This is a genomic window from Paracoccus sp. J39 (genome assembly GCF_000518925.1).
Classification (GTDB): Bacteria; Pseudomonadota; Alphaproteobacteria; order Rhodobacterales; family Rhodobacteraceae; genus Paracoccus.
The window spans coordinates 171631-196962 of record NZ_JAEN01000006.1; the positions used below are offsets into that span (position 1 = coordinate 171631).

A 25332-nucleotide genomic window follows, 5' to 3' on the forward strand; every position below is an offset into this window, starting at 1 on the left:
GGACCGCCCCGCCCGACCGGCACCGCCGCTATGCCCGGCGGCGCAGCCGGCCCCAGCCCTTGAACAGCCCGCGTTTCGCGGTGCTCTCGAATATCTCCTCGGGGCCGTTCGGGTCGAGGATCTCGTTCTCGGCCAGCCATTCCTCGATGCCGGTCAGTTCGGGGACGCGATAGGGAACCAGGCTGCGGCCCGGCCCGCGCAGCGCCTCGACCGTGGCGATCAGCGAACCGGTCTCGGCAAGCTTCGCCGCCACCTGCTCCGCGCTCACGCCCAGATGCTCGGCCAGCAGGTCGTCGCGCAGCGCCGCGATCCGGGAAGCGGCATGGGCATTGCCCGGCTCGTCGGCCGACAGGATCACGTCGCATTCGGTATCCAGCCGCATCGAGCGGTTGTTGAAATTCGACGAGCCGACCCGCAGCACCCGGTCGTCCACCACCATGACCTTGGCATGGACATAGATCCCCGCCCCGCCCCGGGTCTGCGGATGATAGATGCGCAGACGGCCCCGGCTGTCGATCCGGCGCAGGGCCTCGACCAGCCGCGCCCGGGCGGTGTCCATCGCCAGCGGCTCCAGCCAGCCGTTGGCGGTATGGGGGTTGACGATGACGATCTCGGGCGGGTTCTCGCCGGCCAGCCGGCGGGCGATGGCATGGGCGATCCGGCGCGAGGCGAAATACTGGCTTTCGGCATAGATCATCCGCTCGGCCCCGGCGATCAGGTCCAGATAGGCGGCCTCGATCTCGTGCACCGGCTCCACCCCGTCCATCGCCGGGATGCTGCGGGCGATGCCCAGGCGGATGTCGGTGAAGGTCGGCCGCGATCCTTCCGGCCAGCAATCGTGGCAATCCTCGCAGGCCGGCAGCGTCTCGCCGGTCGCGGCCCGCCAGCGCGCGCGGGCCAGATCCCCCATCGCGCGCGCCGCCTCTCCGTCGAAGGCGCTGGTGGCGTCGTGCCAGGGGTCGTGCGGGCGGCCGCCCGGCCCGATGCGGCGCGGGTCGTCGTCCAGGTGCTCGCGCCGGTCCCAGCGTTCGACGGTCATGTCGATGCCGCCGCAAAAGGCCAGGCAATCGTCGATCACCACGATCTTCTGGTGATGCGAGCCGGCCGGCGGATGGGCGCCGTCCAGCCGCAGGGTGATGCGCGGATGCGCCTTCCAGCGCAGGATCGTCCAGAGCGTATTGCCGCGGAACATCGCCTTGACGGCGCCGGTATCCCAGCGCAGCAGGCGGATTTCCAGCGCCGGGCTGCGCTCGGCCAGCCAGAGGATGAAGTCGCCCAGCCGCGCGGGGCCGCCGTCCCCGGCCTGTCCCATCTCGATCCTTGCGTCGAAATCCCAGCCGATCAGCATGATCGAGCGCCGCGCCTTGAGCATGGCCCGGCGGGCGGTCAGGAAATAGTCGGCGGCATCGACGATAAAGGCGAAACGCTCTGCCGGCGCGACGCGCCAGCAGTTCCGCCCGGGTTGCAGCAGGGTCTCGGGACTCATCACCATCCGGTTTCCGCAAGGAACTGTTTCGCCACGCAACCTCTGCCCGCCGCTGCGGTTCCCCGGACCGGGACGAAAATCGTACCCGGCGCAAAGAACCCGGCCGGTCCCGCCGGGTCATGCGCATCCCGGCGGGCAAAGAAGCGGCGGGCTATTTCACCAGCTCGCGGAGGATCGTGTCCAGCCCGATCACGCCATTGCCCAGCTGGCCCTGGTTGATCAGCCGGTTGCGGCGCTGGCGGGCCTGCTCGGCATGTTCGCCGCGCGGCCAGTTCTGCAGATATTGCGTATAGCCCTGCACGGTATCGAGCTGCCGCGCCCGGGCCCAGGCGCGGTCCTCGCGGTCGCCGCGCGGCGCGTCGTCACCCCTCGCCGCGGCCGCGGCCAGGCGCTGCCGCGCGTTCTGGGCATAGATGCCGTTCGGATAGCGGTCCAGATAGGCGCGCAGGTTGCGCACCCCGCCCTTGGCGCCGGTCTGCTGCCAATAGGCGCGGTCCTGCTGCTCGCGGCTGGGCGCCGCCGCATTGGCCTGGCTCCGCAGCGTGCCCAGCTGCGCCGAGGTCAGGTAGCCCGTCACCGCATAGCCGTTGCGTTGCTGCCAGCCGCGGATGGCCGAACGGGTGCGCGAGCCGAAGACCCCGTCCGCCCCGCCGGTCGAATAGCCCAGCGTGTTCAGCCGGCGCTGGATCGTCACCCGGTCGGCGCGCGACAGGTTCAGCCGGCTTTCGGCCAGTTCGGCCTGCGACGGCTGGCGCGCGGGCGCGGCTTGGCGCGGCTGCTGGATCTCGGGCTCGCGCGGCTGGACCGGAGCGGGCGCGGGGGCAGGCGCCGGCCGCAGCTCGGTCAGCCGGTTCTGCGCCGCCTCGGCGAATTCCCCCCGGGGATAGCGGGCCAGATAGTCCTCATAGGCCGCAGCGGTATTGGCCGCCGCCGCCTCGGCCCAGAGGTCGCGGTCGGCCTGCGCCGTCCCCAGCGCGTCCAGCCGCGCCTTGGCGGCCGCCGAATAGATCCCGCTGGGATAGCGGTCGAGATAGCCGCGATAGGCCGACGCCGTGTCCTCGGCCGCCGCCTTGGCCCACAGATCGCGGTCGGCCTCCAGCGGATCGGCCGGGGCCTCGGCGGTCCCGGCACCGGCTTCGGCGGCCACCAGCACCAGCTCCGCATCGCCGCCCTCGGCCATGACCAGCCGGTCGTCGGCGCGCAGCAGATCCGCGACCGAGGTGCCCGGCTGCAGCAGCGCCGCCGCCGCCGCGCTGGTCGCCGCGGGCGGACCCGACAGCACCGTCACCCCTTCCGGCGGGGTCAGCGGGCCGATGCCGTTTTCCAGCCCGGCGGCATGTTCCATGCCCTTTTCGTCCAGGCCGAGCAGCAGCACCGCCCCCGGCCGCGCCTGCTTCATCAGGTCCAGCACCATGGACAGCGGCACGCCCTGCCCGCCGGCGCCGACCAGATCGGGCTTCTCGGCATCAGTGCCCATATACCAGCTGTCGCTGCCGCCATGCAGGAAATGGCCGTTCAGCAGCACGATCCGCGCCCCCGGGTCGTCGTCGGGCCGCAGCAGATCGGCCAGCGCCTGCCGCACGTCCTTGACCGTCAGGTCGGCGCCGGCCACGGTGCGGAACCCCGCCGCCTTCATCGCGTCCGAGGCGGCGCCGGCATCGGCATCGGCCAGTTCCGGCGCGTGCCGGTAGCGGGCATTGGCGATCACCACGCCGCGATTTTCGGCCAGGGCCGGTCCCGCCGCGACCAGCGCGGCCAGAAGAAGCGACAGGTGGCGCATGGCTTTCTCCTTCATCGGCAATGCCCTCATAATGCCGCAGGGGCGGTATCGTTCCCGGTTAGCGGCCCGCCCGCAGCCTCACAAGTCCGGGACCGGACACATGGCCGCGAGGGTCCGCGGCTTCGGCGACGGATCGCCGAAAGGCCCGTCAGTAGAAGACCGGTCAGTAGATCGGCGGCGAGACGATCCAGATCACCTCGGCGGGCTCGTCGCCGGGATTTTCCCAGGCATAGGCCGCGCCCCTGAACTGGAAGCTGTCGCCGGGGCCAAGCGCAAAGCGCCGCCCGCCGATCTGCAGCACCAGCCGTCCCGAGATCACCACGCCACCGTCCTCTTTCTCGCGCGCGGGGCGGATGCCTTCGCTTTTCGAACCGGGCGCGAAGACCGAGCGGATCATCTCGAACCCCCCGGTCAGCCCGGGCGAGAGCAGCTCTTCGGAAAGCCCGGTATCGGCCGAGCCGATGCGGCTGCGGTCGGCGGCGCGCACGATCAGCCCCTGCTCCTCGGGCTGGCGGGCGGCCGAGCGGAAGAAGAAGCTGATATTCAGATCGAAAAGCAGCGCGATCCGGCCCAGGTCCTGGACCGAGGGCGCGGTCACGCCGCGCTCGACCTGGCTGAGCCAGCCGACCGAGCGGTCCAGCCGCCCGGCGCATTCCGCGATGGTCATGCCGCGCGCCTTGCGCAGCGCCCTGATGTCCTGACCGATCCTGTCCATGGCCCCGTGCTAGAGCAACGGCATCGCCTTGGCCAGAGAAATGATGCTGATACCCCACCGCATCACCATAATGAAAAACAATGCTTGAAATTTCATTCAGACGTGACAGGGTGGCGGGCAGGATTCTCCAGCCAGGAATGCGCCCATGCCCGACCTTCCCCGCTCCGCCCGCGTCGTCATCATCGGCGGCGGCATCTCGGGCTGCTCGGTCGCCTATCACCTGGCCGAGCGGGGCTGGACCGACATCGTGCTGCTGGAACGCAGGCAGCTGACCTGCGGCACGACATGGCATGCGGCGGGGCTGGTCGGGCAATTGCGCGCCAGTCAGAACATGACCCGGCTGGCGAAATATTCGACCGACCTCTACACCCGGCTGGAGGCCGAGACCGGGCTGGCCACCGGCTTTTCGCAGCGCGGTTCGATGACGGTGGCGCTGACCGAGGCCCGGCGCGAGGAACTCTTGCGGCAAGCCTCGATGGCGCGCGCCTTCGGCATCGAGGTGAACGAGATTTCCCCCAGAGATATCAAGGATCTGTATCCGTATCTTGAGATTTCGGATGTGGTGTCGGGCGTGCATCTGCCGGGCGACGGGCAGGCCGATCCGGCCAATATCGCGTTGGCGCTGGCCAAGGGCGCGCGGATGCGCGGGGCCCGCATCCACGAAGGCGTCAAGGTCACCCGCGTCACCGCCGACCGCGGCCGCGTCACCGGCGTGGACTGGCAGGCGGGCGACGAGCGCGGCCATATCGCCGCCGCCCATGTGGTCAATTGCGGCGGCATGTGGGGCCGCGACCTTGCGGCGCAGAACGGCGTCACCCTGCCGCTGCATGCCTGCGAGCATTTCTACATCGTCACCGAGGCAGTGCCGGGCCTGTCGCAGCTTCCGGTGCTGCGCGTCCCCGACGAATGCGCCTATTACAAGGAGGATGCCGGCAAGATCCTGCTCGGTGCCTTCGAGCCGGTCGCCAAGCCCTGGGGCATGGCCGGCATCCGCGAGGATTTCTGCTTCGACCAGCTGCCCGAGGACGTGGACCATTTCGAGCCGATCCTGGAAAAGGCCATCGCCCGCATGCCGATCCTGGCCGAGACCGGCATCCATACCTTCTTCAACGGGCCGGAAAGCTTCACCCCCGACGACCGCTATTACCTGGGCGAGGCGCCCGAGCTGGCCGGCTACTGGCTGGCGGCGGGCTACAATTCCATCGGCATCGTCTCATCCGGCGGGGCGGGCATGGCGCTGGCGGCCTGGATGGACAAGGGCGAGCCGCCCTTCGACCTGTGGGAGGTGGATATCCGCCGCGCCCAGCCCTTCCAGCGCAACCGCCGCTATCTGCGCGAACGCGTGACGGAAACGCTGGGGCTGCTTTATGCCGATCATTACCCTTACCGCCAGATGGCGACGGCGCGCGGGCTGCGCCGCTCGCCCCTGCACGAGCACCTGAAGGCGCGCGGTGCGGTCTTCGGCGAGGTCGCGGGCTGGGAGCGTGCCAACTGGTTCGCCGGGCCCGGCGAGCCGCGCGAATACCGCTATTCCTGGGGCCGGCAGAACTGGTTCGCAAACAGCGCCGGGGAACACCGGGCGCTGCGCGAGGGCGTCGGGCTGCTGGACATGTCGAGCTTCGGCAAGATCCGGGTCGAGGGGCGGGATGCGCTGGCCTTCCTGCAGCGGCTCTGCGGCAACGACATGGACGTGGCGCCGGGACGCATCGTCTATACGCAGATGCTGAACGCACGCGGCGGCGTCGAGTCCGACCTGACGGCGACGCGGCTGTCCGAGACCGCCTTCCTGCTGGTGGTGCCCGGCGCGACGCTGCAGCGCGACCTGGCCTGGCTGCGCCGGCATCTGGGCGACGCCTTCGTCACCATCACCGACATGAGCGCCGCCGAGGCGGTGATCCCGGTCATGGGGCCGCGCTCGCGCGCGCTTCTGTCCCGCGTCTCGCCCGACGATTTCTCGGACGCGGCGCATCCCTTCGGCACGGCGCGCGAGATCGAGATCGGCCTGGGCCTGGCCCGCGCGCATCGCATCTCTTACGTGGGCGAGCTGGGCTGGGAGCTTTACGTCAGCTCTGACCAGGCCGCGCATGTCTTCGAGGTCCTGGCCGAGGCGGGCGAGGATCTGGGCCTGCGGCTTTGCGGCCTGCACGCGATGGACAGCTGCCGCATCGAAAAGGCCTATCGGCATTTCGGCCATGACATCACCGACGAGGATCACGTGCTGGAGGCCGGGCTGGGCTTCGCGGTCAGGACCGGCAAGGGCGATTTCATCGGCCGCGAGGCGGTGCTGCGCAAGCGCGAGCAGGGCCTGACCCGCCGGCTGCTGCAGTTCCGCCTGCGCGACCCCGAGCCGCTCTTGTTCCATAACGAGCCGATCCTGCGCGACGGGCGCATCGTCGGGCAGCTGACTTCGGGCGCCTATGGCCACACGCTGGGCGGCGCCATCGGGCTGGGCTATGCGCCCTGCCGGCCGGAGGAGACCGCCGAGGAGCTGCTGGCCTCGGCCTGGCGGATCGAGGTTGCGGGCCGGCTGGTCGAGGCCGAGGCGAGCCTGAAGCCGCTCTACGACCCCCGCTCGCTGCGGGTCGCGGGCTAACGGGATGCGGCGGCGGCCGGCCGCCATGCGAAAGATCGCCTCGGGGCGCGCGCCACGCGCCGGACGGTAGCGGTCCCGGCCATTCGACGTCCGAGAGGGGAACGGGCGGTTCCCCCGCCTCCGGGCGGGCGTCGCGGCGCCGGTCCGCGGCCGGGTCCTTCCTGCGGAGGCGCCCGCCGTGCCGTTTTCCCTGCCCGGCGACGGCCGGAAACCTGCCGCAAAGATACGTTGACCCTGCGAATGGTCCTGTGCGTAAATTTTTCCGACCGGCCGCGCCGGCGCGAAACAGACCCGTCAGCAAGTCAAAGCATGGTTCCCAGTTCCCTTTACCGCCCCGATATCGATGGATTGCGCGCTGTCGCCGTCGGCCTTGTGGTCCTGTTCCACGCCGGCGTTCCCGGGCTTGACGGGGGCTTCGTCGGCGTCGACGTCTTCTTCGTCATCTCGGGCTATCTGATCACCTCGATCCTGCTGCGCGAGGCGCGCGACGGCAGCTATTCCCTGGCCCGATTCTACGAGCGCCGGATCAGGCGGATCTTTCCGGCGCTGGTCGTCGTCCTTGCCGCGACCACGCTCGCCGGGTTCCAGATCCTCACCCCCGAACAGCTGGCCGCCTATGGCAAGAGCATGATGGCCACCATGCTCTTCGTGGCGAATTTCCATCTGGGCATGACCTCGAACTATTTCGCGCCGGACGCGGAAACCCAGCCGCTGCTGCATACCTGGTCGCTGGCGGTCGAGGAGCAGTTCTACATCGTCTTCCCCCTGGCCCTCATCGCGCTGCTGCGCTGGTATCCGCGCGGTGCGAAAGCGGCGCTGTGGCTGGCGGCGCTGCTCAGCTTTGCGGCCTGCGTGGTGCTGACCGGGCTGCGGCCGACCATGGCCTTCTACCTCGCCCCCACCCGCGCCTGGGAACTGCTGGCCGGCAGCCTGCTGGCGATGCACGCGCCGCGCGCCTTGCCGGCGGGGCGGGACTGGATCGCGCCGCTGCTGGGCGCCGCCGGGCTCGGCCTGATCCTGGCGGCGGGGATCGGCATCACCGCCGACACGGCCTTTCCCGGCTGGGCGGCGGCGCTGCCGGTGCTGGGCGCGGCGGCGCTGATCCTGGCGGGCGGGCTGGGCGGCGGGGCGGCGACCCGGCTGCTGTCCACGCCGCCGATGCGCGGCCTGGGGCTGATCTCGTATTCCCTTTACCTGTGGCACTGGCCGGTGATGGTGCTGTTGCGATTCTGGACCATCGATCCGCCGACACCCCTGCAAAGGACGCTGGCGGTGGCGGCGTCGGTCGCCCTGTCCATCCTGTCCTGGAAATATGTCGAGCAGCCGTTCCGCCGCCCCCGTCGCGGGCCCGGACGGCTGCGTCACCCGGCGCTCTGGGCCGGGGCGGGCTGCATCCTCGCGGTCTGCGCCCTCTCCGGCCTGATCGTCCAGGGCCGGGGCCTGCCGGGCCGCTTCACCGCCGAGGAGCGGATGCTGCTGGTCGAGGAGGTGAAGGACGGCAGTCTGCCCTGCGACGGCTTCAGGAACTGGCGCGAAATCGCGCATTGCCCGGTCGGCGCGCCGGACGGGCCGGAAAGCTTTCTGGTCTGGGGCGATTCGCACGGGTTTTCGCTGCTGCCGGGGCTGCACGAGGCGATGAGGTCGCTGGACAGGCGGGGGCTGTTCGTCGGCATTCCCGGCTGCGTTTCCCTGCTTGGCCTGACCCGGACCAGCGAGCCCTTTCCCCGGCTGTGCTACCCGCTGGGGGATCACGTGCTGTCGCTGCTGGACGAGCGGCCGGACATCCGCACGGTCTATCTGGTCAGCCGCTGGTCGGTCTACGCGCAGGGCATGCGCTTCAAGCATGCGCCCACCGCCCGCCAGAGCCTGATCGTCGATCCCGAAAGCCCGGGGCCCAGCCTTGCCGAGAACCCGCGCGCCTTTCGCCGGGCGCTTGACCGCACCATCGCGGAATTCCGGCGCCGGGGGCTGGAGATCGTGGTGGTGAACCAGGTGCCGGACGTGGGCTATCACGTCTCGATCGCCACGGTGATGACCGCCCGCACCCACAGAAAGCTGGACCTGCGCACCAGCCGCGAGGAATATCAGGCCTTTCAGCACTCGACCCGGGCGATCTTCGCCCCCTATGCCGCGCGAAAGGACATCGCGCTCTTGCCGCTGGAACAGCTGTTCTGCGAGGGCGCGATGTGCCGGATCACCACCCGGGACGGCCTGCCCGCCTATTGGGACGACAATCACCTGTCCCGGCGCGGCGCGCTGGAACTGGCCCCGGCCCTGGCCGAATTGCTGCGCCGGGGCCTGGCCGACGGGCCGCCCGGCAGGCGGGACTGACGCGGCGCCCTGGCTAGTCCGGCAGCGCCCCGCGCCGCGCAAGGCGGATCAGCGCGCCCGGATCGTCGTCGATCAGCACCAGCAGGGCGCCGTCGGGGGCGACCTCGATGTCGCGGATACGGCCCAGGCCCGCAGCCAGCCTCTGCTCTCCGGTGACGCGGTCGCCCTCGATCTTCAGCCGCACCACCGCCTCGGCCCGCAAGCCGCCGATCAGCGCGTCGCCCTGCCATTCGGGGAACATCGGCCCGTCATAGAACGCCATGCCGCTGGGGGCGATCACCGGGTCCCAGTAATAGACCGGCTGCTCCATCCCGTCCTGCGCGGTCAGGCCGGCGCCGATGGGCCCGCCGTCATAGGTCAGCCCATAGCTGATGACGGGCCAGCCGTAATTGCGCCCCGGTTCCGGGCGGTTCAGCTCGTCCCCGCCCATCGGCCCGTGCTCGACCGTCCACAGCCGGCCCTGCGGGTCCAGCGCCGCGGCCTGGATGTTGCGGTGGCCGTAGCTCCAGATCTCGGGCTGGGCCTCGGGCGCCGAGAAGGGATTGCCCGGTGCCGGCTCGCCGGTCGCCGGGTCCAGCCGCAGGACCTTGCCCAGATGGTTCTGCAGGTCCTGCGCCACCGGCTCCTCGGGCGGGATGGCGCGCTCGCCGGTGGTCACGAACAGATAGCCGTCGGCGCCGAAGACCAGGCGCGAGCCGAAATGCAACGGCGATTCCACCGCGGGCTGCTGGCGAAAGATCACCCGCACGTCTTCCAGCCTGCTGCCGTCCTGCGACAGCCTGCCGGTCGCGACCGCCGTGGCGCTCTGCCGCTCGCCGCGCGGTTCCGAGAAGCTGAGCCAGACCTGCCGCGTGCTGGCGAAATCGGCGGCGACGGCCACGTCCAGCAGGCCGCCCTGGATCTGGGCATCGACCTCGGGCAGGCCCTGGATCGGCGGCGACAGCTGCCCGTCGCGATAAAGCCGCAGGGCCCCTGCCCGTTCCGTCAGCAGCAGCGCGCCATCGGGCAGCAGCGCCATGCCCCAGGGATGGCGCAGATCCTCGACCAGCGTGGTCCGGCTCAGCCGCAGCGCCCCGGCGATGACCGGGGCGCGGGTCTGGCCGTCGAAGGCCGGGCTCTGGTCCGGGGCATTCGGCGGCGTATCGTTGAAATCCGCCCGCGCGGGCAGGCCGGCCGCAAGCGCCAGCAGCGCGGCGGCGGCAAGGGGACGAAGCGGGGTCAGCATGGTTTCCTTTCCTGTCCAGCCCGTCGGGCGCCCTGGCCTTCACGGCGATTTGCGCTTGCTTTTGGCCTGCCGGAAACGGCGCGGCCACGGGCTATTCTGTAGCCGTTCCGGCAAGCCTTCGTCAATGCGGCGGACCCGGAGGAAAACGGCAGGAAAAAACCCGCAAAAGTTGTCGAAACAGGCAGGAAATACAAGCCAGAAATTGCTTGTCTTTATGCGGAGATGCGGGCAGGCTTTGCCCTATCTTGTCGAATTGTATCGAGGAATCGGAAAGGCATATCGGCACCGGTCGCCCCGGCATCGCCGGCGCGCAGGGGAACTTGCAATTTTTGCCACACAATAACCTTTGAGAAGGCCAATGTCTCAGCGGGTTATCTGGTCAGTTTTTGAATATCTGCTGTGATGAGGCTGCTAAACTCTGGGCGATGTGGACATGTCGTATATCTCTTGGTCGCAAGGCATTATGGTCAGCGTCGTCGTGCCGGTCTATTCCGGCAGCGATTATCTGGAATCCCTGGCCGGCGCGCTAAGCGATCTGCGCCGCGACTGGCAGGAACAGGAAGCGCCGTTCCTGCTGGCCGAGGCGATTTTCGTGGACGACGCGGCCATCGACGATTCCGGCGCCAAGATCGACCGGCTGGCCCTTCAGCACGACTGGATCGTGCCGCTGCACCTGTCGCGCAATTTCGGCCAGCATCCGGCCACCATCGTCGGCATCCTGCACAGTTCCGGCGACTGGGTGGTCACCATGGACGAGGACATGCAGCACCGGCCCGAGGTGATCGCCGCCATGCTGCGCAAGGCCGTGACCGAACATGCCGACATCGTCTATGCCAATCCCGCCTCGGCGGTCCATAACGCGGCGATCCGCGACCTGACCTCGCGCAGCTTCAAGCGGCTGATGCAATGGCTGACCGACAATCCCAGCCTGACCAGTTTCAACAGCTTCCGGCTGATCCGCGGCCCGGTGGCGCGGGCCGCGGCCAGCGTCTGCTCGCACGACACCTATCTGGACATCACGCTGAGCTGGTTCACGCAAAGCATCCGCGCCATCCGGGTCGAAATGAAGGACGAGCGATATATCCGCACCGGACGCAGCGGCTATAGCCTGAAATCGCTTTTCTCCCATGCCTGGAGGATGATCTTTTCCAGCCAGATAAAACTGCTGCGCATCGGCGCGGGGCTGGGATTGCTGGCCATGGCCGTTTCCGTTCTGGCGGCGCTGTATTTCCTGACGGTCAAGCTGTTCTTCCCGGCGGATATTCAGGTGCAGGGCTGGACCTCGCTGTTTCTGGCGATCATGTTTTTCGGCGGGCTTTCCGCCTTCATGCTGGGGATCGTGCTGCAATATCTTTCCTCGCTCGTGCTCAAGGTGCATGGCAAGCCCACCTTCTTCACCATCGACCGCTCCGGCGACGCGGCGGCGGCGCAATGGTTCGACGATGCGCGGGACCCGCGGCCATGAGGATCCTGCAGGTCGAGGGCGCTTCGGTTCTGCTGTTCGGCCTGGGATTGATCGGCAGCGCCGTGGACCGCGCCCTGCGCCTGCGATTCCGGGCGCAGGGATGCGACCGGCCCTATGACTGGCACGATGCGGATCTGCGCCGCGCGCAGGCGGCGGCGATCCGGCTGGCGCTGCGGGATGCGGACAGGGTCGCCGTGGTCTGGACCAGCGGCCAGAGCGGCTTCGGCTCGACCGAGGCGGACATGGGCCGGGAAACCGCCCTGCTGGCCGAGGTGATCGGCATGGCCGAGACCCTGCGGCAGGGCCGGCAGGTCGATTTCCACATGATCAGCTCGGCCGGCGGGCTGTTCGAAAGCCAGACCCATTGCTCGGCCGAAAGCCGCCCCCGGCCGCTGCGCCCCTATGGCCTGGGCAAGCTGCGGCAAGAGCAGGCGCTGGCCCGGGCCGACGGGCTGGACCGGCGCTATGTCTATCGGCCGAGCTCGGTCTACGGGGCCACCCGCTCGAAGCGCGTCGGGCTGGTGACGGCGCTGGTCACCAATGCGCTGACCGGCCGGACGACGCGCATCTTCGGCAATCTGAACACGCTGCGCGACTACGTCCTGTCCGACGACATCGGCCATTACATCGCCGGCAAGGCCGCAGGCCCCGACGAGCCCCCCGGAGAGCGGACCTTCCTGCTGGCCCGCGGGCGCTCCGCCTCGGTCTTCGAGGTCATCGAACGGGTGCGGGAACGGGTGGAAAGGCCGCTTCTGCTGCAATTCGACCCGCATCCCTCGAATGTCCGGGACATGAGCTTCCTGCCCTCCGCCCTGCCCCGGGACTGGCATGCGACCCCGCTGGTCGCCGGGATTTCCCGGATCGCCACCATGGCCCGCAGCGGCATTGCCTGAAAGGAGCCCCGATGTCCGTGCCTTTCCCCGCATATGCTGCCACGACCGGCGGGCCGGCGCTTTTGCGGCGCGGGCTGGTGCTGCTGTGGCTGGTCTCGGCCCCTGTGCTGTGCCTGCTCTACCTGAAGATCGAGCCCTCGCCGGATCAGGCGCAGTTCGACTACATGGCCTGGATGGCCACGCAGGGCCACCCGTTCTATGCGGGCAGCTTCGACATGAACTGGCCGGGCGGCATGCTGCTGCACCTGGCCGCGGTGCGGCTGTTCGGTCCCGCCCCCTGGGCCTGGCACCTGGCGGATTTCCTGCTGGTGCAGGCGGCGGCCATTGCGGCGGCGCTGTTCCTGAAACGGGCGGGCTTCCGGCTGGCGCCGGCAGTCGTCCTGCTGCTCTATCCGCCGATCTATGTGACGGCCGGCGGCTGGATGGCCGGCCAGCGCGACATCGTGGCGATGGGCCTTTTGGTCATGGCCTGCTGCGCCATGCTCGCGCCCCCGCCGGCCGAGCGGCGCGCCCTGTTCTGCGCCGGCATGCTGGTCGCCTGCGCGGTGCTGATCCGGCCCACCTATCTGTCGGTGCTGGCGGGCCTGCTGATCCTGGAAGGATTGCCGCGCGCCTGGCTTGGCCAGCCCCGCCGCCACGGGCCGGCGGCCCGCATGGCCGCGATCCTGGCCGGTTTCGGGCTGGTGGTGCTGGCGGTCCTGGCCTGGGCGCTGGCTATGGGGAACCTGGACGACTGGTATCAGCAATCGGTGCTGTTCACCGCGCAGGTCTATGTGGCCGAGCCGCCGATGGACATGGTGCAGACCCTGGTCGTGCTGTTCACCCGCTGGTGGCACTGGCTGACGCTGTGCGCCGGGATCGGCCTGCTGCTGTGGGTGCTGCGGGATCGCGGTCTGCGCTATCCGCTCTGGCTGCTGCTAGGCCTTGCGGCGGCGATCCTGCTGTCCTACGCGGCGCAGCGCAAGGGCTTCGGCTATCACATCGCGGGCTTCCTGCCGCTGCTGGTGATGCTTGGCGCGGTGGCGCTGGACCAGACCGCCGAACGCTGGCGCGGGGCGGCGGATCCCCTGCGGCAAAGGGCCTTCGGCGCCGCGCTGCTGGCGATGGCCGCCCTGGCGGTCGCCGGCACCGGCGCCAAGCTGGCCAGCGATGCCTGGCTGCTGAAGGATGTCCGGGCCAACGGCATCGTGCCGGTGACGGGGAATTACGACATCCCCGCCGACGATCAGGCCCGGCTGGTCGAGATGATCCGCAGCCAGACCGGCCCCGAGGACCGGATGGTGCTGTATGGCACCGCCTACCAGATCCCCTATCTGGCGCAGCGCCTGCCCGCCTATCGCTTCATCACCCCGGCGATCGAGCTGATGGCGCCGGATTTCGTGCTTTACGATGCCTGGCTGGAGGAGGTCCGGGCCGGCCTCGACCGGCACCGGCCGCGCTTCGTCCTGATCGTCGGGGCGCCCTTCCAGCAGAGCCCGGCCGGACTGCGGCCCCGCGAGGCGGACCAGCCGGTGCTGGCCACCCTCCTGTCCCATATGGGCGACGATTACGCGGTGGCCATGCAGGGCGAATTCGGCACGCTGTTCAGGAGAGCGGCGGATTGAGCCGGGGCCGGACCGATCTGCGGCAGGTCCTGCGCTTCGTGCTGGTCGGGGCCTCGTCGACCGGGCTCTACTTCCTGCTGCTCTGGCTGTTCCGGGACCGGGTGGAAAGCATCATCCTGCTGACCTCGTTCTGCTATGCGGTCAGCATGGTCTACAATTACGCGCTGCAAAGCTGGCTGACCTTCCGGGCCGGGCCGCCGAACCTGCGCAGCATGCTGCGCTTCCTGGCGATGCACCTGACCGCGATGGCGCTGAACTCGCTCATGATGGCGGCGCTGGTCGACGGGCTGGGGGCCCCTCTGTTTCCGGCGCAGATCCTGGTGACGGCGATCATCTCGGCGATGATCTTCCTGGTCTCCAAGCACTGGGTCTATCGCCGGGCCGGCTAGGGGATGGCGGCCCGGCGGCCCCTTCAGTTCAGCATCACCATGGCCAGAAACGGCCCGGTCTCGAACAGCATGTCCGAGAAGCGCCGGAAATTCTCGGGGCTGACCGGCGGCGCCTCCGAGAAATAGTCGGCCAGCGCCCAGCCCTGGATCACCCCGTCGACCGGCAGCGGCGCCGGGTTGTCCAGCCAGGCGGCCAGATCGATGCCCAGCGGCCCGCGCCAGAACGGGACGGTCCTGTCGCCCGCCAGCAGCGCCTCGCCATCGGCCAGAACCGCCTGCCAGGCGATGCCGGTGCCGGGCGGAAAGGCGATGCCGGTGGCCGAGACCTGCCGGTCGTTCGGAATCCATTCGCCGGCATTGTCGGTTTCCTGCCCGACCAGCGTCCAGAAGCGCCGGTTCTCGGCGATGGTCTGCCGCCAATGCGCGCGGGCGGCGCGGGTGCGCCCGGCGTCGGGCTGATGGCGAAGCATATCGATGGCGATGGCCAGCGGGTCGATGGCATCGTCCATCATCGGCGGCAGCACGCCTTCGCCGCCCGCGCGGCGGCTTTCGTCGATCCGCGCCCGCGTGGCAAAGACCTTTTGCAGGCTGGGCGTCGGGTCGAAGGCCAGCAGCAGCTCGGCCCCGCCCGAGACCAGATGCGTATAGGCCGCAAGCCAGGCGGCATCGGCGCGGTCGAAGCGGATCACCGGCAGCGCGGGCGGCACCGGCTTGCCCGTGTCGGGATCCAGGGCGGGACTGCCGGACCAGACGACGCCCTCCAGCAGCTCGGCCGCCCCCTCGCCCGGCGCGCGCCGGCCGTCCCCGTCGAGGTCGAACCACAGATCGCCCAGCGAGATCGCCAGCCCGAAATCCTCGCCCCCGGCCAATCCCTCCAGCGCGGCGCGGCTGCGCGCCATGGCGGCCAGCGTGGCTTCGGTCTGCTCGGCCAGCGCCTCGGGCGGCATCGGCTGCGGCGTGACGGTCTGCGGCAATTCGGTGGAAAAGCCGAAGAGCGCGGCGCCGAAAGGGGTGATGCCATGGCGCACCCGCCAGCGCCAGGCGGACTCGACCGCGCCGAGGAACTCCAGCCCGGCGATGGCGAAACGTTCTTCGGGGGTGGGCGCGGGCAGCGCCTGCAACCGCGCCAGCACAGGCGCGATACCCTTTTCCGCGATGTCCCGCGACAGGGCCGAGGGCTCGACGGGTTGCGGCTGGGCCTGCTGCGGCTGGGCCTGCGCCGGCAGCGCGGTCAGGGCCAGGATCAGCGGAAAGGCCAGCCCTCTCATGGCCGGCCCCCGGACAGGCGGCGCGCCAGATCCTGCCGGGTCCAGTCCGCCAGCGCCAGATCCGCAGCCTGATCGCGCGCCTCGATCCAGGCCGGATCGGCGCCGAAACGTGCGTCGAGCCGCGCCATCAGCGCCCGCGCCGGACCGTCGCCCGCCGCCGCGGCCGAGGCGGCAAGCCGCCAGGCCAGCGCATAGCTGCGCGGCACGCCATCGCCCTGCTCATGCGCCAGCGCCGCATCGCGCAGCGCCACGGCCGAGGCGAAAGCGTCGCCGGGCGGCTCGGTCCCGGCGGGGTCCTGCGCCGCCAGCAGATCCGCCGTTGCCAGCAGCGCCTCGATTCGGTCCAGCGCCGCCGCCGCGCCTTCCGCCCCCTGCGCCGCGGCCCGGAGCGCATGGCCATAGGCGGCGGCCGGATCGCCCTCTGCCGTCAGCCGCGCCAGCGTCAGCGCCACCTCGGCATCCTCCTGCAGCGGCGTCAGCAGCGTGATGGCGCGGCGGGCGCTCTGCGGCACCCCGCGCCCCTCGGCCAGCGCCAGACCCAGCGCGCGGTCGTCCTGCCCCGCCTGGGGATCGGCGATCAGCGCCACGGGGGGCGTGGGCGGCGCGTTGGAAAAGCGCGGCCGGAACAGCGCCGCCGCGTCCTCGGGACCGGTCCAGAGCGTGCTGTCGAAGGCCACGGGCTCGGCCGGGCGCAGCTCGGCGGTGACGCGGCCCGGCTCGGCCAGGAAGGCCCGCAAGGCACGGACCAGCCCCTGCTGCGTCTCGTGCAGGGCGCTGCCCGGCTCGGCGGTCAGCAGCGCCTGCAGCGCCTCGGGGCTGCTCGCCTCGGGCGGCAGCAGCGGCTTCAGCCGTTCCCAGACCCCGAGGTTCTCGGCCGACAGATGTGCCGCCCGCAGCGTGCCGCGCAGACCGATCCGCGGCGCCTCGTCCGCGGGCAAGTCGTCGGGCGCCGCCTCGGCGTCCGGAGGGGTGCCGCCCGCGCCCCTTTCCGCCAGTTTCGCGAAGAAGTCCGGTGAAAACAGGGAAATATAGTCGAAATCTGCACTGCTTTCGAGCCGGGCGATGCCGGGGCTGATCGCCTCGATATCGGCCAGCAGCGCGCCGCTGCCCGCCGATTGGTGCAGATCGACCGACAGGGTGGACAGGGGGATGCTGTCGCCGCCCGTCACCACGCCGATCATCACCGCATTCGGGCCGAAGCAATTGTTGGCGATGCGCAGGTCAGAGGCGTCGAAGCGCAGCCGCGACGTCTCCTCGGTCCAGAGGCTGAGCCCCGAGACCTGCAGCCGGCCCAGCGAAATGCGGCAGTTCTCGTGCCTGCCCAGCCCGGCGACCTGCAGGTCGCGCAGCACAAGCCCGCCGCGCGCCGCGTCGATCTCCAGCCCGCCATAGCGAATATCGGCCAGCATCCTGCCATAGGACAGCGCGCCGCGCACCAGCCCCGCGGCGATATTGGCCGGCGAGAAGATGCTGCCGGGCGCGGGCTCGGCGATGGCGCCGGCGGCCAGCAGCGAGATCGCGGTGCCGGCGGCAAGGCAGCGGGCGAAGGGGCTCATCGGCTTTCTCCTCTTGCAGCTTCGGCCAAAGGGGAAAGCATCGGCGCGGAAGTTGCAAGCCCGCGCGGCACGTCGCATCCGAGCTTGCCGGGGACCGCGCTCGGCCGCCATGCGGACCGGCCTTTGGCCGACCCGCCGCAAGGCGGTGGATCGGCGGGCCGCGGAACGCGCGCGTTCAGCCGGCGGCGCCGGGGCGGCGCCAGCGCCGGCCCTGCTGCAGCGCGCCCCTTGACAGCCGGTCCATGAGCAGCGCCACCGCGACGATGGCGAGGCCGGCGCGCAGGCCGAGGCCCATCTCCATCCGCGTCAGGCCGCGCGTCACCTCGGCGCCCAGGCCGCCGGCGCCGACCAGGCCCGCCAGCACCACCATGGCCAGCGACAGCAGGATGCACTGGTTCAGCCCGACCAGCAGCGTGGGCGTCGCGGCCGGGAACTCGATCTTCCACAGGATGGTGCCGGGCTTCGCGCCGATGGCCTCGCCCAGTTCCTTCAGGTCCTTGGGCACGCCGCGAAAGGCCAGCGTCGTCAGGCGCAGCATCGGCGGGATGCCGTAGACGATGGTGGCGATGATCGCCGGCACCCGGCCAAGGCTGAAGATCATCACCGCCGGGATCAGGTAGACCCAGGGCGGCACGGTCTGCATGATGTCCAGCACCGGGCGCAGCGCCGCCTCGATGGCGGGGCGGCGCGCGGCCAGGATGCCCAGCGGAAAGGCGATGGCGACCGAGATCGCCACCGCGACCGCCACCAGCGCGATGGTCTGCATCGAGCCGGTCCACAGCCCGGTCAGCCAGCAAAAGCCCAGGCAGCAGCCGGCCAGGATCGCGGCGCGCAGGTTGATGGCCAGGAAGGCCGCCACCGCGACCACCGCGATCAGCGCCCAGGGCGGCAAGGCCAGCAGCGCGCCCTCGAAGGCGCCCAGCACCGCTTCGATCACGCGGGTAACCAGGGCGAAGAACGGGTGGAAATTGGCGTTCAGCCAGTCGATGGCGGGCGCGAGGAAGGCGCCGGGGGAAAATGCGGTCGGCAGGGTCACTTCCGTGCTCCTTTGCGGGGCCGGGCGGCGCCCTGGGTCAGGCGGTCCAGCATCATGGTCAGGATGACGATGGCGATCGAGGCGTCGATCGAGGTGGCGATGTCCAGCGTGCGGATGGCGCCGTAGATCGTTTCGCCCAGCCCGCCCGAGCCGACGATGCCGGCGATCACCACCATGCCGAAGGCCATCATCAGGCTCTGGTTGATGCCGGCCATGATCGAGGGCACGGCGAAGGGCAGCCGGATCTTGAAGAACATCTGCGCCGGCGTCACGCCGGTGGCACGGCCCAGCTCGATGAATTCGTGCGGCGTCTGGCGGATGCCGAGGCTGGTCAGGCGGATCGCCGGCGGCATCGCCACGATCACCGTCGCGACCAGCGCCGTCGCCGGCCCGTAGCCCAGAAGCGCGATGGAGGGCAGCAGGTAGATATAGGGCGGCAGGGTCTGGATCAGGTCCAGCACCGGGGTCAGCGCCCGGTCGAGCCGCGGCATAAGCCCGGCCAGCACCCCCAAGGGCAGGCTGACCGCCAGCGCGATGATGCTGGCGGCGATGACCAGCGCCAGCGTGCTCATCGTCTCGGGCCACAGCCCCATGGCGGCGCAGGCCAGCAGCGCCACGGCGATGCCCAGACCGAAGCCCCGGCCGACGACGCGCCAGCCGAGGAGCCCCGCAGCCAGCGCCACGACGTAGAAGGGCGGCAGTTCCAGCAGCCACAGCGCGCCGTCGTAAAGCCCCTCGAGCACCACGCGGAAGAAGTCGAAGAGGAAGGCGGCGTGATCGCCAAGCCAGAACAGCGCGTTGTCGACCATCTCGTCGAAACGGGCGATGAGGGCGGAGATCTCCATCGGCCCGCCCCTCAGGCCGCCGCGGCGGGGGCGGCGTCGGCATCGCCGCGCACGCCCAGCAGTAGGTTGCGGATGGTGACGATGCCGACCAGCTTGCCGGCGTCCTCGACGGCGATGGCATCGCTGCCGGTCTCGGTGATCTGGCCGATCAGCGCGTCGATATCGGCCTCGGGCGAGCAGCGCGGCAGGCCGTCGACACTGCCCTGCCATTGTTCGGCCGGGATCATCACCGAATGCGCCTTGATCAGGTGCAGCCGCGAGATGCCGGCGACGAAATCCGCGACATACTGGTCGGCGGGATTCATCACGATCTCCTCGGCTGTGCCGGTCTGGATGATGACGCCGTCCTTCATGATGGCGATGCGGTCGCCGATGCGGATCGCCTCGTCGAGGTCGTGGGTGATGAAGACGGCGGACTTGCCCAGATCCTTGGTCAGCTGGCGGAACTCGTCCTGCAATTGCCGGCGGATCAGCGGGTCGAGCGCGGAAAACGGCTCGTCCATCAGGATGATCTCGGGGTCCGAGGTCAGCGCGCGGGCCAGGCCGACGCGCTGCTGCATGCCGCCCGACAGTTCCGACGGATAGCGCGCGGTCCAGTCCGACAGGCCGACCTTGGCCAGCGCGGCTTCGGCGGCGCGGTTGCGTTCGTCGCGGGGCACGCCCTGCACCTCCAGCCCGAAGGCGGCATTCTCCAGCACGGTGCGCTGCGGCAGCAGGGCGACCGACTGGAAGACCATGCCGATATGGCGGGCCCGCATCTGGCGCAGGGCGGCGGCGTCCAGCGTGGCGATGTCCTGGCCCTTGACCAGGACCTTGCCCAGGCTCGGCTCGATCAGCCGATTAAGCAGCCGGATCAGCGTCGACTTGCCCGAGCCGGACAGGCCCATGATGCAGAAGATCTCGCCGCGCCGCACCTGCAGCGTTGCGTCCGAAACGCCCACCACGCAGTTGTATTCCTGCAGGATCTCTGTCTTGGTCAGGCCGCGTTCGGTGATCACGCGGATCGCCTCAGCATTGCGGTCCCCGAAGACCTTCCACACCGACCGGCAGTCGATCAGAACGTCGCTGGTGTCTGCTTGCGTCATTTCCATTTCCCTGTGCGCCTTCTCTCGTGCCATGCGGACGGCCCGCGGCCGGGCCGCCCGTGCGGTGGGCTCAGTAGGACTTGATGGTTTCCCAGCGGCTCAGCCGGTCGCCATGCTCGCTGATCCAGCCGGCGATCGCCTCGTCCATGCTCTGGCCGTCGTTCACGGCGGCGTTGATCTGGGCGACTTCCTCGATCGGCACATAGACGCTGGCGATGACCTCGCGCGCCTCGGGATTGGCTTCGGCGAAGCCCTTCTGCGCGATCCAGTAATAGGTTTGCGGCGGCGCGAAGATGCCCTTCGGATCGGCCAGGAACTTGGTGTCGAACTTCAGCGCCATCCAGGTCGGCTCCCACAGGGTGACGGCGATCCAGTCCTGGCGGTCCACGGCGGATTTCAGCGCCGCGGTCATGCCGGCGGTCGAGCCCTCGACCAGCTGCAGCTTCAGGTCATAGGCCGAAACCGCATCGGCCGTCTCGCGCATCAGGCCGGCGCCCGGCTCGATGCCGATGATCTTGCCGCCGAACTTGTCGGCATTCTCGTTCAGCTCCTCGACCGAGTCGATGGGCACGTATTTCGGCACCGCGATGCCCTGATACAGCCCGTGCGAGACCGGCGACAGCTTTTCCAGCCGGTTCAGGTTGCGCTTCCAGTAGTCGTGGGCGACGTAATCGACCTGCGAGGCCAGGATCTGCACGTCGCCCTTGGCCAGCGCCGCATAGGCGATGCCCCATTCCGAGAATTCGGTCAGCTCGACGGTGAAGCCCTTGTCCTCCAGCACCTTCTTGGTGATGCCCGAGATCGGGGCCAGGTCCTCCCAGGCCATGGTGCCCATCTTGATCACCTTGTCCTGCGCCAGCACCGGCGAGGCAAGCCCCAGCGCCACGGCACCGGCAAGGACGGCTTTGAAAATTCTGCGCATCTATTCCTCCACTGATCGGGTTGGTTCGCCGGCCCTGCCATCGGACAGGGGCCGTCATTCGCCGCGCAGCCTGTCGCGGCGGGACTTGCCCGGATCTCTCCGTTACGGGGCCGGGCGGCGTTTGCCGGGGATCGTCGGCCGTTTCCTCCTGGGCGTCCTCCACGCCCGGAATGGGGGGATTTATCCCCCAGGGCCGCTGCGCAGGCAAACGAGATTTTCCTGCAGTGGGGCATTAGAAAATCTCCGGCAGGCGCCGGAACGCATCAGCCGGGCTGCGGCCGGGCTGCCATCGCCGAAGATCGCCGCCGTCAGCCCTGCGCCTGCGCCCGCGTCGCCGCCAGCAGATGCTCGACAAAGGCCGCGACACCGGGACGCTTCAGGGATTTCTTCTTGCAGTTCAGGAAATTGCCGCGCCCGGCGGTGATCGGCGCGGGATGGGCGAAGACCATCCGCCCCTCGGCGATCGGCGCGCGGACCATATGGTGCCAGCCCAGCATCACCCCCTCGCCCCGCAGCGCGGCGTTCATCAGCAGGCTGACCTTGTTCGTGGACAGGCTCGACGGCGCCTTGGCCCATTCGGCGCCCTGCGCGCGGAACCATTCCGCCCAGCCCAGCGGCTGCCAGCCGATGGCGTCCGCGCTCCAATGCCGGTCGTGCAGGTGCAGAAGGTTCACCCGGTTGAATGCGTCGGCAGTGTCGAAGGGGCCGTGCTCGGCCAGGAAACCGGGCGAGCAGACCGGCTGCGCGATCTCCTGGAACAGGAAATGCAGCTCCTCGCCGACCTCGCAGCGTTCGTTGCCGCAGAGGATGGCGATGTCCACCTCGGAATAGTTGCGCAGCGTGTCGTCGGCATCCGAGGCCAGCACCACGAAGCCGATATCCGGATGCTGGCTGCGGAAGCTGTCGATCAGCGGCTGCAGCCAGAACAGCGACATGCCGTCGGTGGCCGAGACGGTCACGGTCTGCGGCCCCTCGTCCCCCGCCAGAACCGCGACCGCGGCGCTGATCGTGTCCAGCCCCGCCGTCACGGCATGGAACAGGCCCGCGCCTTCGGGGGTCAGTTCCAGCGCGTTGTGCTTGCGGATGAACAGCGGCACCTCCAGCGCGCGCTCCAGCAGGCGGATCTGCTGGCTGACCGCGCCCTGGGTCACGTTCAGTTCCTTCGCCGCCAGGGTGAAGCTCAGATGCTTGGCCGCGACCTCGAAAGTGGCAAAGGCCCCCAGCGAGGGCAGGTAACGGCGCTTGATCGGCGGCATGGCGGCGATGCTTCCCCTTGGACAGGGCATCATTCTAGCCGCGATTGCCACTCTTTCCAGCGCATATAGGCATTGGCGCCGATGGTGTCGAAAGGATGCGGCGGCAGGCGGCCCGGCTCGGCCTCGGCGGTGAAGAACTCGGTGATCATGCTCGACCGCCCGCACAGCATCTCGGCCGCGCCGATGCCGGTCAGGGTGCTGCGGGTGGTGCCCAGCCCGTTGTCCACGCAGGCCGCGAACAGGCCCGGCTCCAGCTCGCGCATGACCGAAACGCCGTTCTTCGACAGGCACAGATGCCCCGACCAGCAATATTCGAAGCGCAGCCCCTTCAGCATCGGGAAGCGCGCGTCGAATTTCCGCCGCATCTGCCGGACCAGCCGGTCGAGGTCGGCGGCGCTGGTGCGCATCTGCGGCCGGTAATATCCGCCCTGGCGGATGACGATGCGGTTGCCGCCCTGCGCCGGGCCGATCCGGCGCACCGTGGTGCCCATCGGGTCCGAGGGGGTGGCGCCCCAGCATTCCTGGCCGCCAAGCGCGCGGATCGCCTCGGGCGACAGCTCCTCGGTCATGCAGGCGTTCAGCATGATGTGCATCAGCCGGCCGCGCTTGAAGCCGAAGCTTTCCAGATGGCCGTTATTGGCCATGATGACCCGTTGCGCCCGGACCTCGCCCTGCGCCGTCGCCAGCCGCCAGCCCTGCGGCGCGGTCTCGATGGTCAGCACCGGCGCGTTTTCATGGATGCGCACGCCGCCGCGCTCCAGCCCGGCGGCAAGGCCCTGCACATAGCCCGCCGGCTGGATCATCGCCGTGCCGGGGGTATAGAGCCCGCCCTTGTAATAGCCGGTGCCGGTGATTTCGCGCATGGCGCGGGCGTCCAGCATCTCATGCGCCTCGCCCAGGTCGCGCAGGTGCCTGGCATAGCTTTCGTTCGCGGCCAGCCCGGCGGCCGAGGCGGCGGCGTTGATCTTGCCGCTGCGCTGGAACCAGCCCTCGGGGATGGCGTATTCCGCCACCGCCTGCGCCGCGAAATCGATGGCATGGCGGTTCAGCCGCGTCAGCTGCCGGTCGTGGCTGTCGCCCGAGCCGGCATAATCCGACGAGGTCAGCTCATGCGGCAGGTCGATCATGAAGCCGGAATTGCGCCCGGTGCCGCCTTCGGAAATCCGCGCGGCGTCCAGGATCAGGACATCCAGGCCGGGGTCGATCTGGTGCAGGCGCCGGGCGGCCGAGAGCCCGGCGAAGCCGCCGCCGACGATGGCGACGTCGCAGCCCGTGCTGCCTTCCAGCCGCGCGCGGGGCGCGACCGGGGGCAGGATGACGCTCCACCCGGCCGGGCCGTTGAAGACCGGGGTGCGGACGGCCTGATGCCGGGCCATGTCAGTCGAGCGCCGTATCAGCGTTGTCGGTCAGGTCCAGCCAGATGGTCTTGAGCTGGGTATACTGGTCATGGGCGTGGACGCTGTTGTCGCGCCCGCCGAAGCCCGATTGCTTGTAGCCGCCGAAGGGGGTGGTCACGTCGCCCTCGCCGAAGCTGTTCACCGTCACCGTGCCGGCCCGCAGCATCCGCGCGCCGCGCAAGGCCCGCTTGCCGTTGGCCGAGAAGATCGAGGCGGCGAGCCCGTATTCGGTGTCGTTGGCCACCGCGATGGCTTCCTCGAAACTGTCCACGACCACCACCGTCAGGATCGGGCCGAAGATCTCCTCGACCGCCAGTTTGGAATCGCGCGCGGTCTCGACAATGGTCGGCTCGATGAAGCCGGGGCTGACGACATTGCCGCCGACCAGCACGTTTTCCGATTTCGCCGCATCCAGATAGCTGCTGACCTTGTCGAAATGCGCCTTCGAGACAAGCGGGCCGACGCGGTTCGCCGGGTCCAGCGGATCGCCGACCAGCCAGCCGGCCGCCTCGGCCCGGACCTTCTCCAGCAGCCGGTCCTTGATGCCGCGCTGCACGATCAGCCGCGAGCCGGCCGAGCAGTTCTGCCCCATGTTCCAGAACGCGCCGTTGACGACATGGCCCGCCACCGCGTCCAGGTCCTCGGCATCGTCCAGCACCACGCAGGGGTTCTTGCCGCCCAGTTCCAGCACCACCTCCTTGAGGTTGCTGTCGGCGGAATAGTTCAGGAAGCGCCGCCCGGTGGCGGTCGAGCCGGTGAAGCTGACCATGTCCACGTCCGGGTGCCGGCCCAGCGGCTCGCCCACCTCGCGGCCCGAGCCGGTGACGATGTTCAGCACCCCCGCCGGCAGCCCGGCCTCGGCCGCCAGTTCGGCGACGCGCAGCGCGGTCAGCGTGGTCTCGCCCGCGGGCTTCATCACCACCGAGCAGCCGGCGGCCAGCGCCGGGCCGATCTTCCAGGCCAGCATCAAGAGCGGGAAGTTCCAGGGCAGCACCAGACCGACCACGCCCACCGGCTCGCGCACCACCATGGCGATGTGGTTGTCGGATGCGGGCGAGACCTGGTCGTAGATCTTGTCGATCAGTTCGGCATGCCACTTGATGACATGGATCGTCTCCGGCACGTCCACGGTTTCGCAGTCGAAGATGGTCTTGCCGGCATCTAAGCTTTCCAGCACGGCGAGTTCGCGGGCATTCTCCTCCATCAGCGCGGCGAGGCGCAAAAGCGTCTCCTTGCGCTCGCCGGGATGCAGTCGCGACCAGCGCCCGTCCTCGAAGGCGGCGCGGGCGGCTGCGACGGCGACGTCCACGTCCTGCGTGTCGCAGGCGGCGATCTCGGCCAGCGCCTCACCCGTTGCGGGGTTGGTGGTGGTGAAGGTCTTGCCCGAAATCGCCGGACGGAATTCCCCGTCGATGAAGGCCAGCTTCGGGAAGGTCAGGCCGGCAGCGATGGACTTGTATTCCCCGGTGGTCAGCAGGTCGCTCAT

19 protein-coding genes are annotated in these 25332 nt (G+C 69.6%); 6 read left to right on the plus strand and 13 right to left on the minus strand.

Annotated elements, in window-relative coordinates; all coding sequences use genetic code 11:
- Window positions 1-28: 28 nt before the first annotated feature.
- The 3 genes from L632_RS0108230 to L632_RS0108240 form a co-directional block, all read right to left on the minus strand.
- Window positions 29-1486 (minus strand): phospholipase D-like domain-containing protein, encoded by a 1458-nt coding sequence (locus tag L632_RS0108230; RefSeq protein ID WP_028713806.1) that lies wholly within the window; start codon window positions 1484-1486, stop codon window positions 29-31.
- Between the two features lie 151 nt (window positions 1487-1637).
- Window positions 1638-3281: a peptidoglycan-binding domain-containing protein gene (locus L632_RS0108235; protein WP_232215720.1), complete on the minus strand. Its 1644-nt coding sequence runs from the start codon at window positions 3279-3281 to the stop codon at window positions 1638-1640.
- Between the two features lie 148 nt (window positions 3282-3429).
- Entirely contained in the window at window positions 3430-3981 is a 552-nt protein-coding gene (locus L632_RS0108240) for a helix-turn-helix domain-containing protein (protein WP_028713804.1), read from the minus strand.
- Window positions 3982-4126: 145 nt separating this feature from the next.
- Here L632_RS0108240 and L632_RS0108250 point away from each other — a divergent pair, with 145 nt between their 5' ends.
- Both L632_RS0108250 and L632_RS0108255 read left to right on the plus strand, forming a co-directional pair.
- Window positions 4127-6574, plus strand: a complete 2448-nt coding sequence (locus L632_RS0108250) for an FAD-dependent oxidoreductase (protein WP_028716611.1) — start codon at window positions 4127-4129, stop codon at window positions 6572-6574.
- 309 nt (window positions 6575-6883) lie between these two features.
- Window positions 6884-8905 (plus strand): acyltransferase family protein, encoded by a 2022-nt coding sequence (locus L632_RS0108255; RefSeq protein ID WP_028713802.1) that lies wholly within the window; start codon window positions 6884-6886, stop codon window positions 8903-8905.
- Between the two features lie 13 nt (window positions 8906-8918).
- Here L632_RS0108255 and L632_RS0108260 read toward each other — a convergent pair whose 3' ends face one another.
- Window positions 8919-10130, minus strand: a complete 1212-nt coding sequence (locus tag L632_RS0108260) for a PQQ-dependent sugar dehydrogenase (RefSeq protein ID WP_036697628.1) — start codon at window positions 10128-10130, stop codon at window positions 8919-8921.
- A 433-nt stretch (window positions 10131-10563) separates the two neighbouring features.
- Here L632_RS0108260 and L632_RS22240 point away from each other — a divergent pair, with 433 nt between their 5' ends.
- From L632_RS22240 to L632_RS24625, 4 genes are read left to right on the plus strand one after another with little or no spacing between them, the layout of a single operon-like run.
- Window positions 10564-11595, plus strand: a complete 1032-nt coding sequence (locus L632_RS22240; protein ID WP_084637875.1) for a glycosyltransferase — start codon at window positions 10564-10566, stop codon at window positions 11593-11595.
- Entirely contained in the window at window positions 11592-12488 is an 897-nt protein-coding gene (locus L632_RS0108270; RefSeq protein WP_028716612.1) for an NAD(P)-dependent oxidoreductase, read from the plus strand. Before L632_RS22240 ends, L632_RS0108270 begins: the two co-directional genes overlap by 4 nt.
- An 11-nt stretch (window positions 12489-12499) precedes the next feature.
- On the plus strand, window positions 12500-14092 hold the full coding sequence (locus tag L632_RS24620) for a hypothetical protein (protein ID WP_028713799.1): 1593 nt from the start codon (window positions 12500-12502) through the stop codon (window positions 14090-14092).
- A complete protein-coding gene (locus tag L632_RS24625) occupies window positions 14089-14481 on the plus strand; it encodes a GtrA family protein (RefSeq protein ID WP_036697631.1) in 393 nt (130 codons plus the stop codon). Before L632_RS24620 ends, L632_RS24625 begins: the two co-directional genes overlap by 4 nt.
- A gap of 23 nt (window positions 14482-14504) precedes the next feature.
- Here L632_RS24625 and L632_RS0108285 read toward each other — a convergent pair whose 3' ends face one another.
- The 9 genes from L632_RS0108285 to L632_RS0108325 form a co-directional block, all read right to left on the minus strand.
- On the minus strand, window positions 14505-15749 hold the full coding sequence (locus L632_RS0108285) for a hypothetical protein (RefSeq protein ID WP_028713798.1): 1245 nt from the start codon (window positions 15747-15749) through the stop codon (window positions 14505-14507).
- Window positions 15746-17305, minus strand: a complete 1560-nt coding sequence (locus L632_RS0108290) for a hypothetical protein (protein ID WP_028713797.1) — start codon at window positions 17303-17305, stop codon at window positions 15746-15748. Before L632_RS0108290 ends, L632_RS0108285 begins: the two co-directional genes overlap by 4 nt.
- 175 nt (window positions 17306-17480) lie before the next feature.
- Window positions 17481-18341 (minus strand): proline/glycine betaine ABC transporter permease, encoded by an 861-nt coding sequence (locus L632_RS0108295; protein ID WP_028713796.1) that lies wholly within the window; start codon window positions 18339-18341, stop codon window positions 17481-17483.
- Window positions 18338-19186 (minus strand): proline/glycine betaine ABC transporter permease, encoded by an 849-nt coding sequence (locus L632_RS0108300; RefSeq protein ID WP_028713795.1) that lies wholly within the window; start codon window positions 19184-19186, stop codon window positions 18338-18340. Before L632_RS0108300 ends, L632_RS0108295 begins: the two co-directional genes overlap by 4 nt.
- Window positions 19187-19197: 11 nt before the next feature.
- A complete protein-coding gene (locus L632_RS0108305; protein ID WP_198021804.1) occupies window positions 19198-20271 on the minus strand; it encodes a glycine betaine/L-proline ABC transporter ATP-binding protein in 1074 nt (357 codons plus the stop codon).
- Between the two features lie 70 nt (window positions 20272-20341).
- Window positions 20342-21193, minus strand: coding sequence for a glycine betaine ABC transporter substrate-binding protein (locus tag L632_RS0108310; RefSeq protein ID WP_028713793.1), 852 nt, complete (start codon window positions 21191-21193; stop codon window positions 20342-20344).
- 308 nt (window positions 21194-21501) lie between these two features.
- On the minus strand, window positions 21502-22449 hold the full coding sequence (locus tag L632_RS0108315; RefSeq protein WP_036697633.1) for a LysR substrate-binding domain-containing protein: 948 nt from the start codon (window positions 22447-22449) through the stop codon (window positions 21502-21504).
- A gap of 29 nt (window positions 22450-22478) precedes the next feature.
- Complete coding sequence (locus L632_RS0108320; protein ID WP_028716614.1) at window positions 22479-23825, minus strand: FAD-binding oxidoreductase; 1347 nt, start codon at window positions 23823-23825, stop codon at window positions 22479-22481.
- 1 nt (window position 23826) lies between these two features.
- Window positions 23827-25332 carry an aldehyde dehydrogenase gene (locus tag L632_RS0108325; protein WP_028716615.1) on the minus strand — a complete coding sequence of 502 codons (1506 nt, stop codon included), beginning with the start codon at window positions 25330-25332 and terminating at the stop codon, window positions 23827-23829.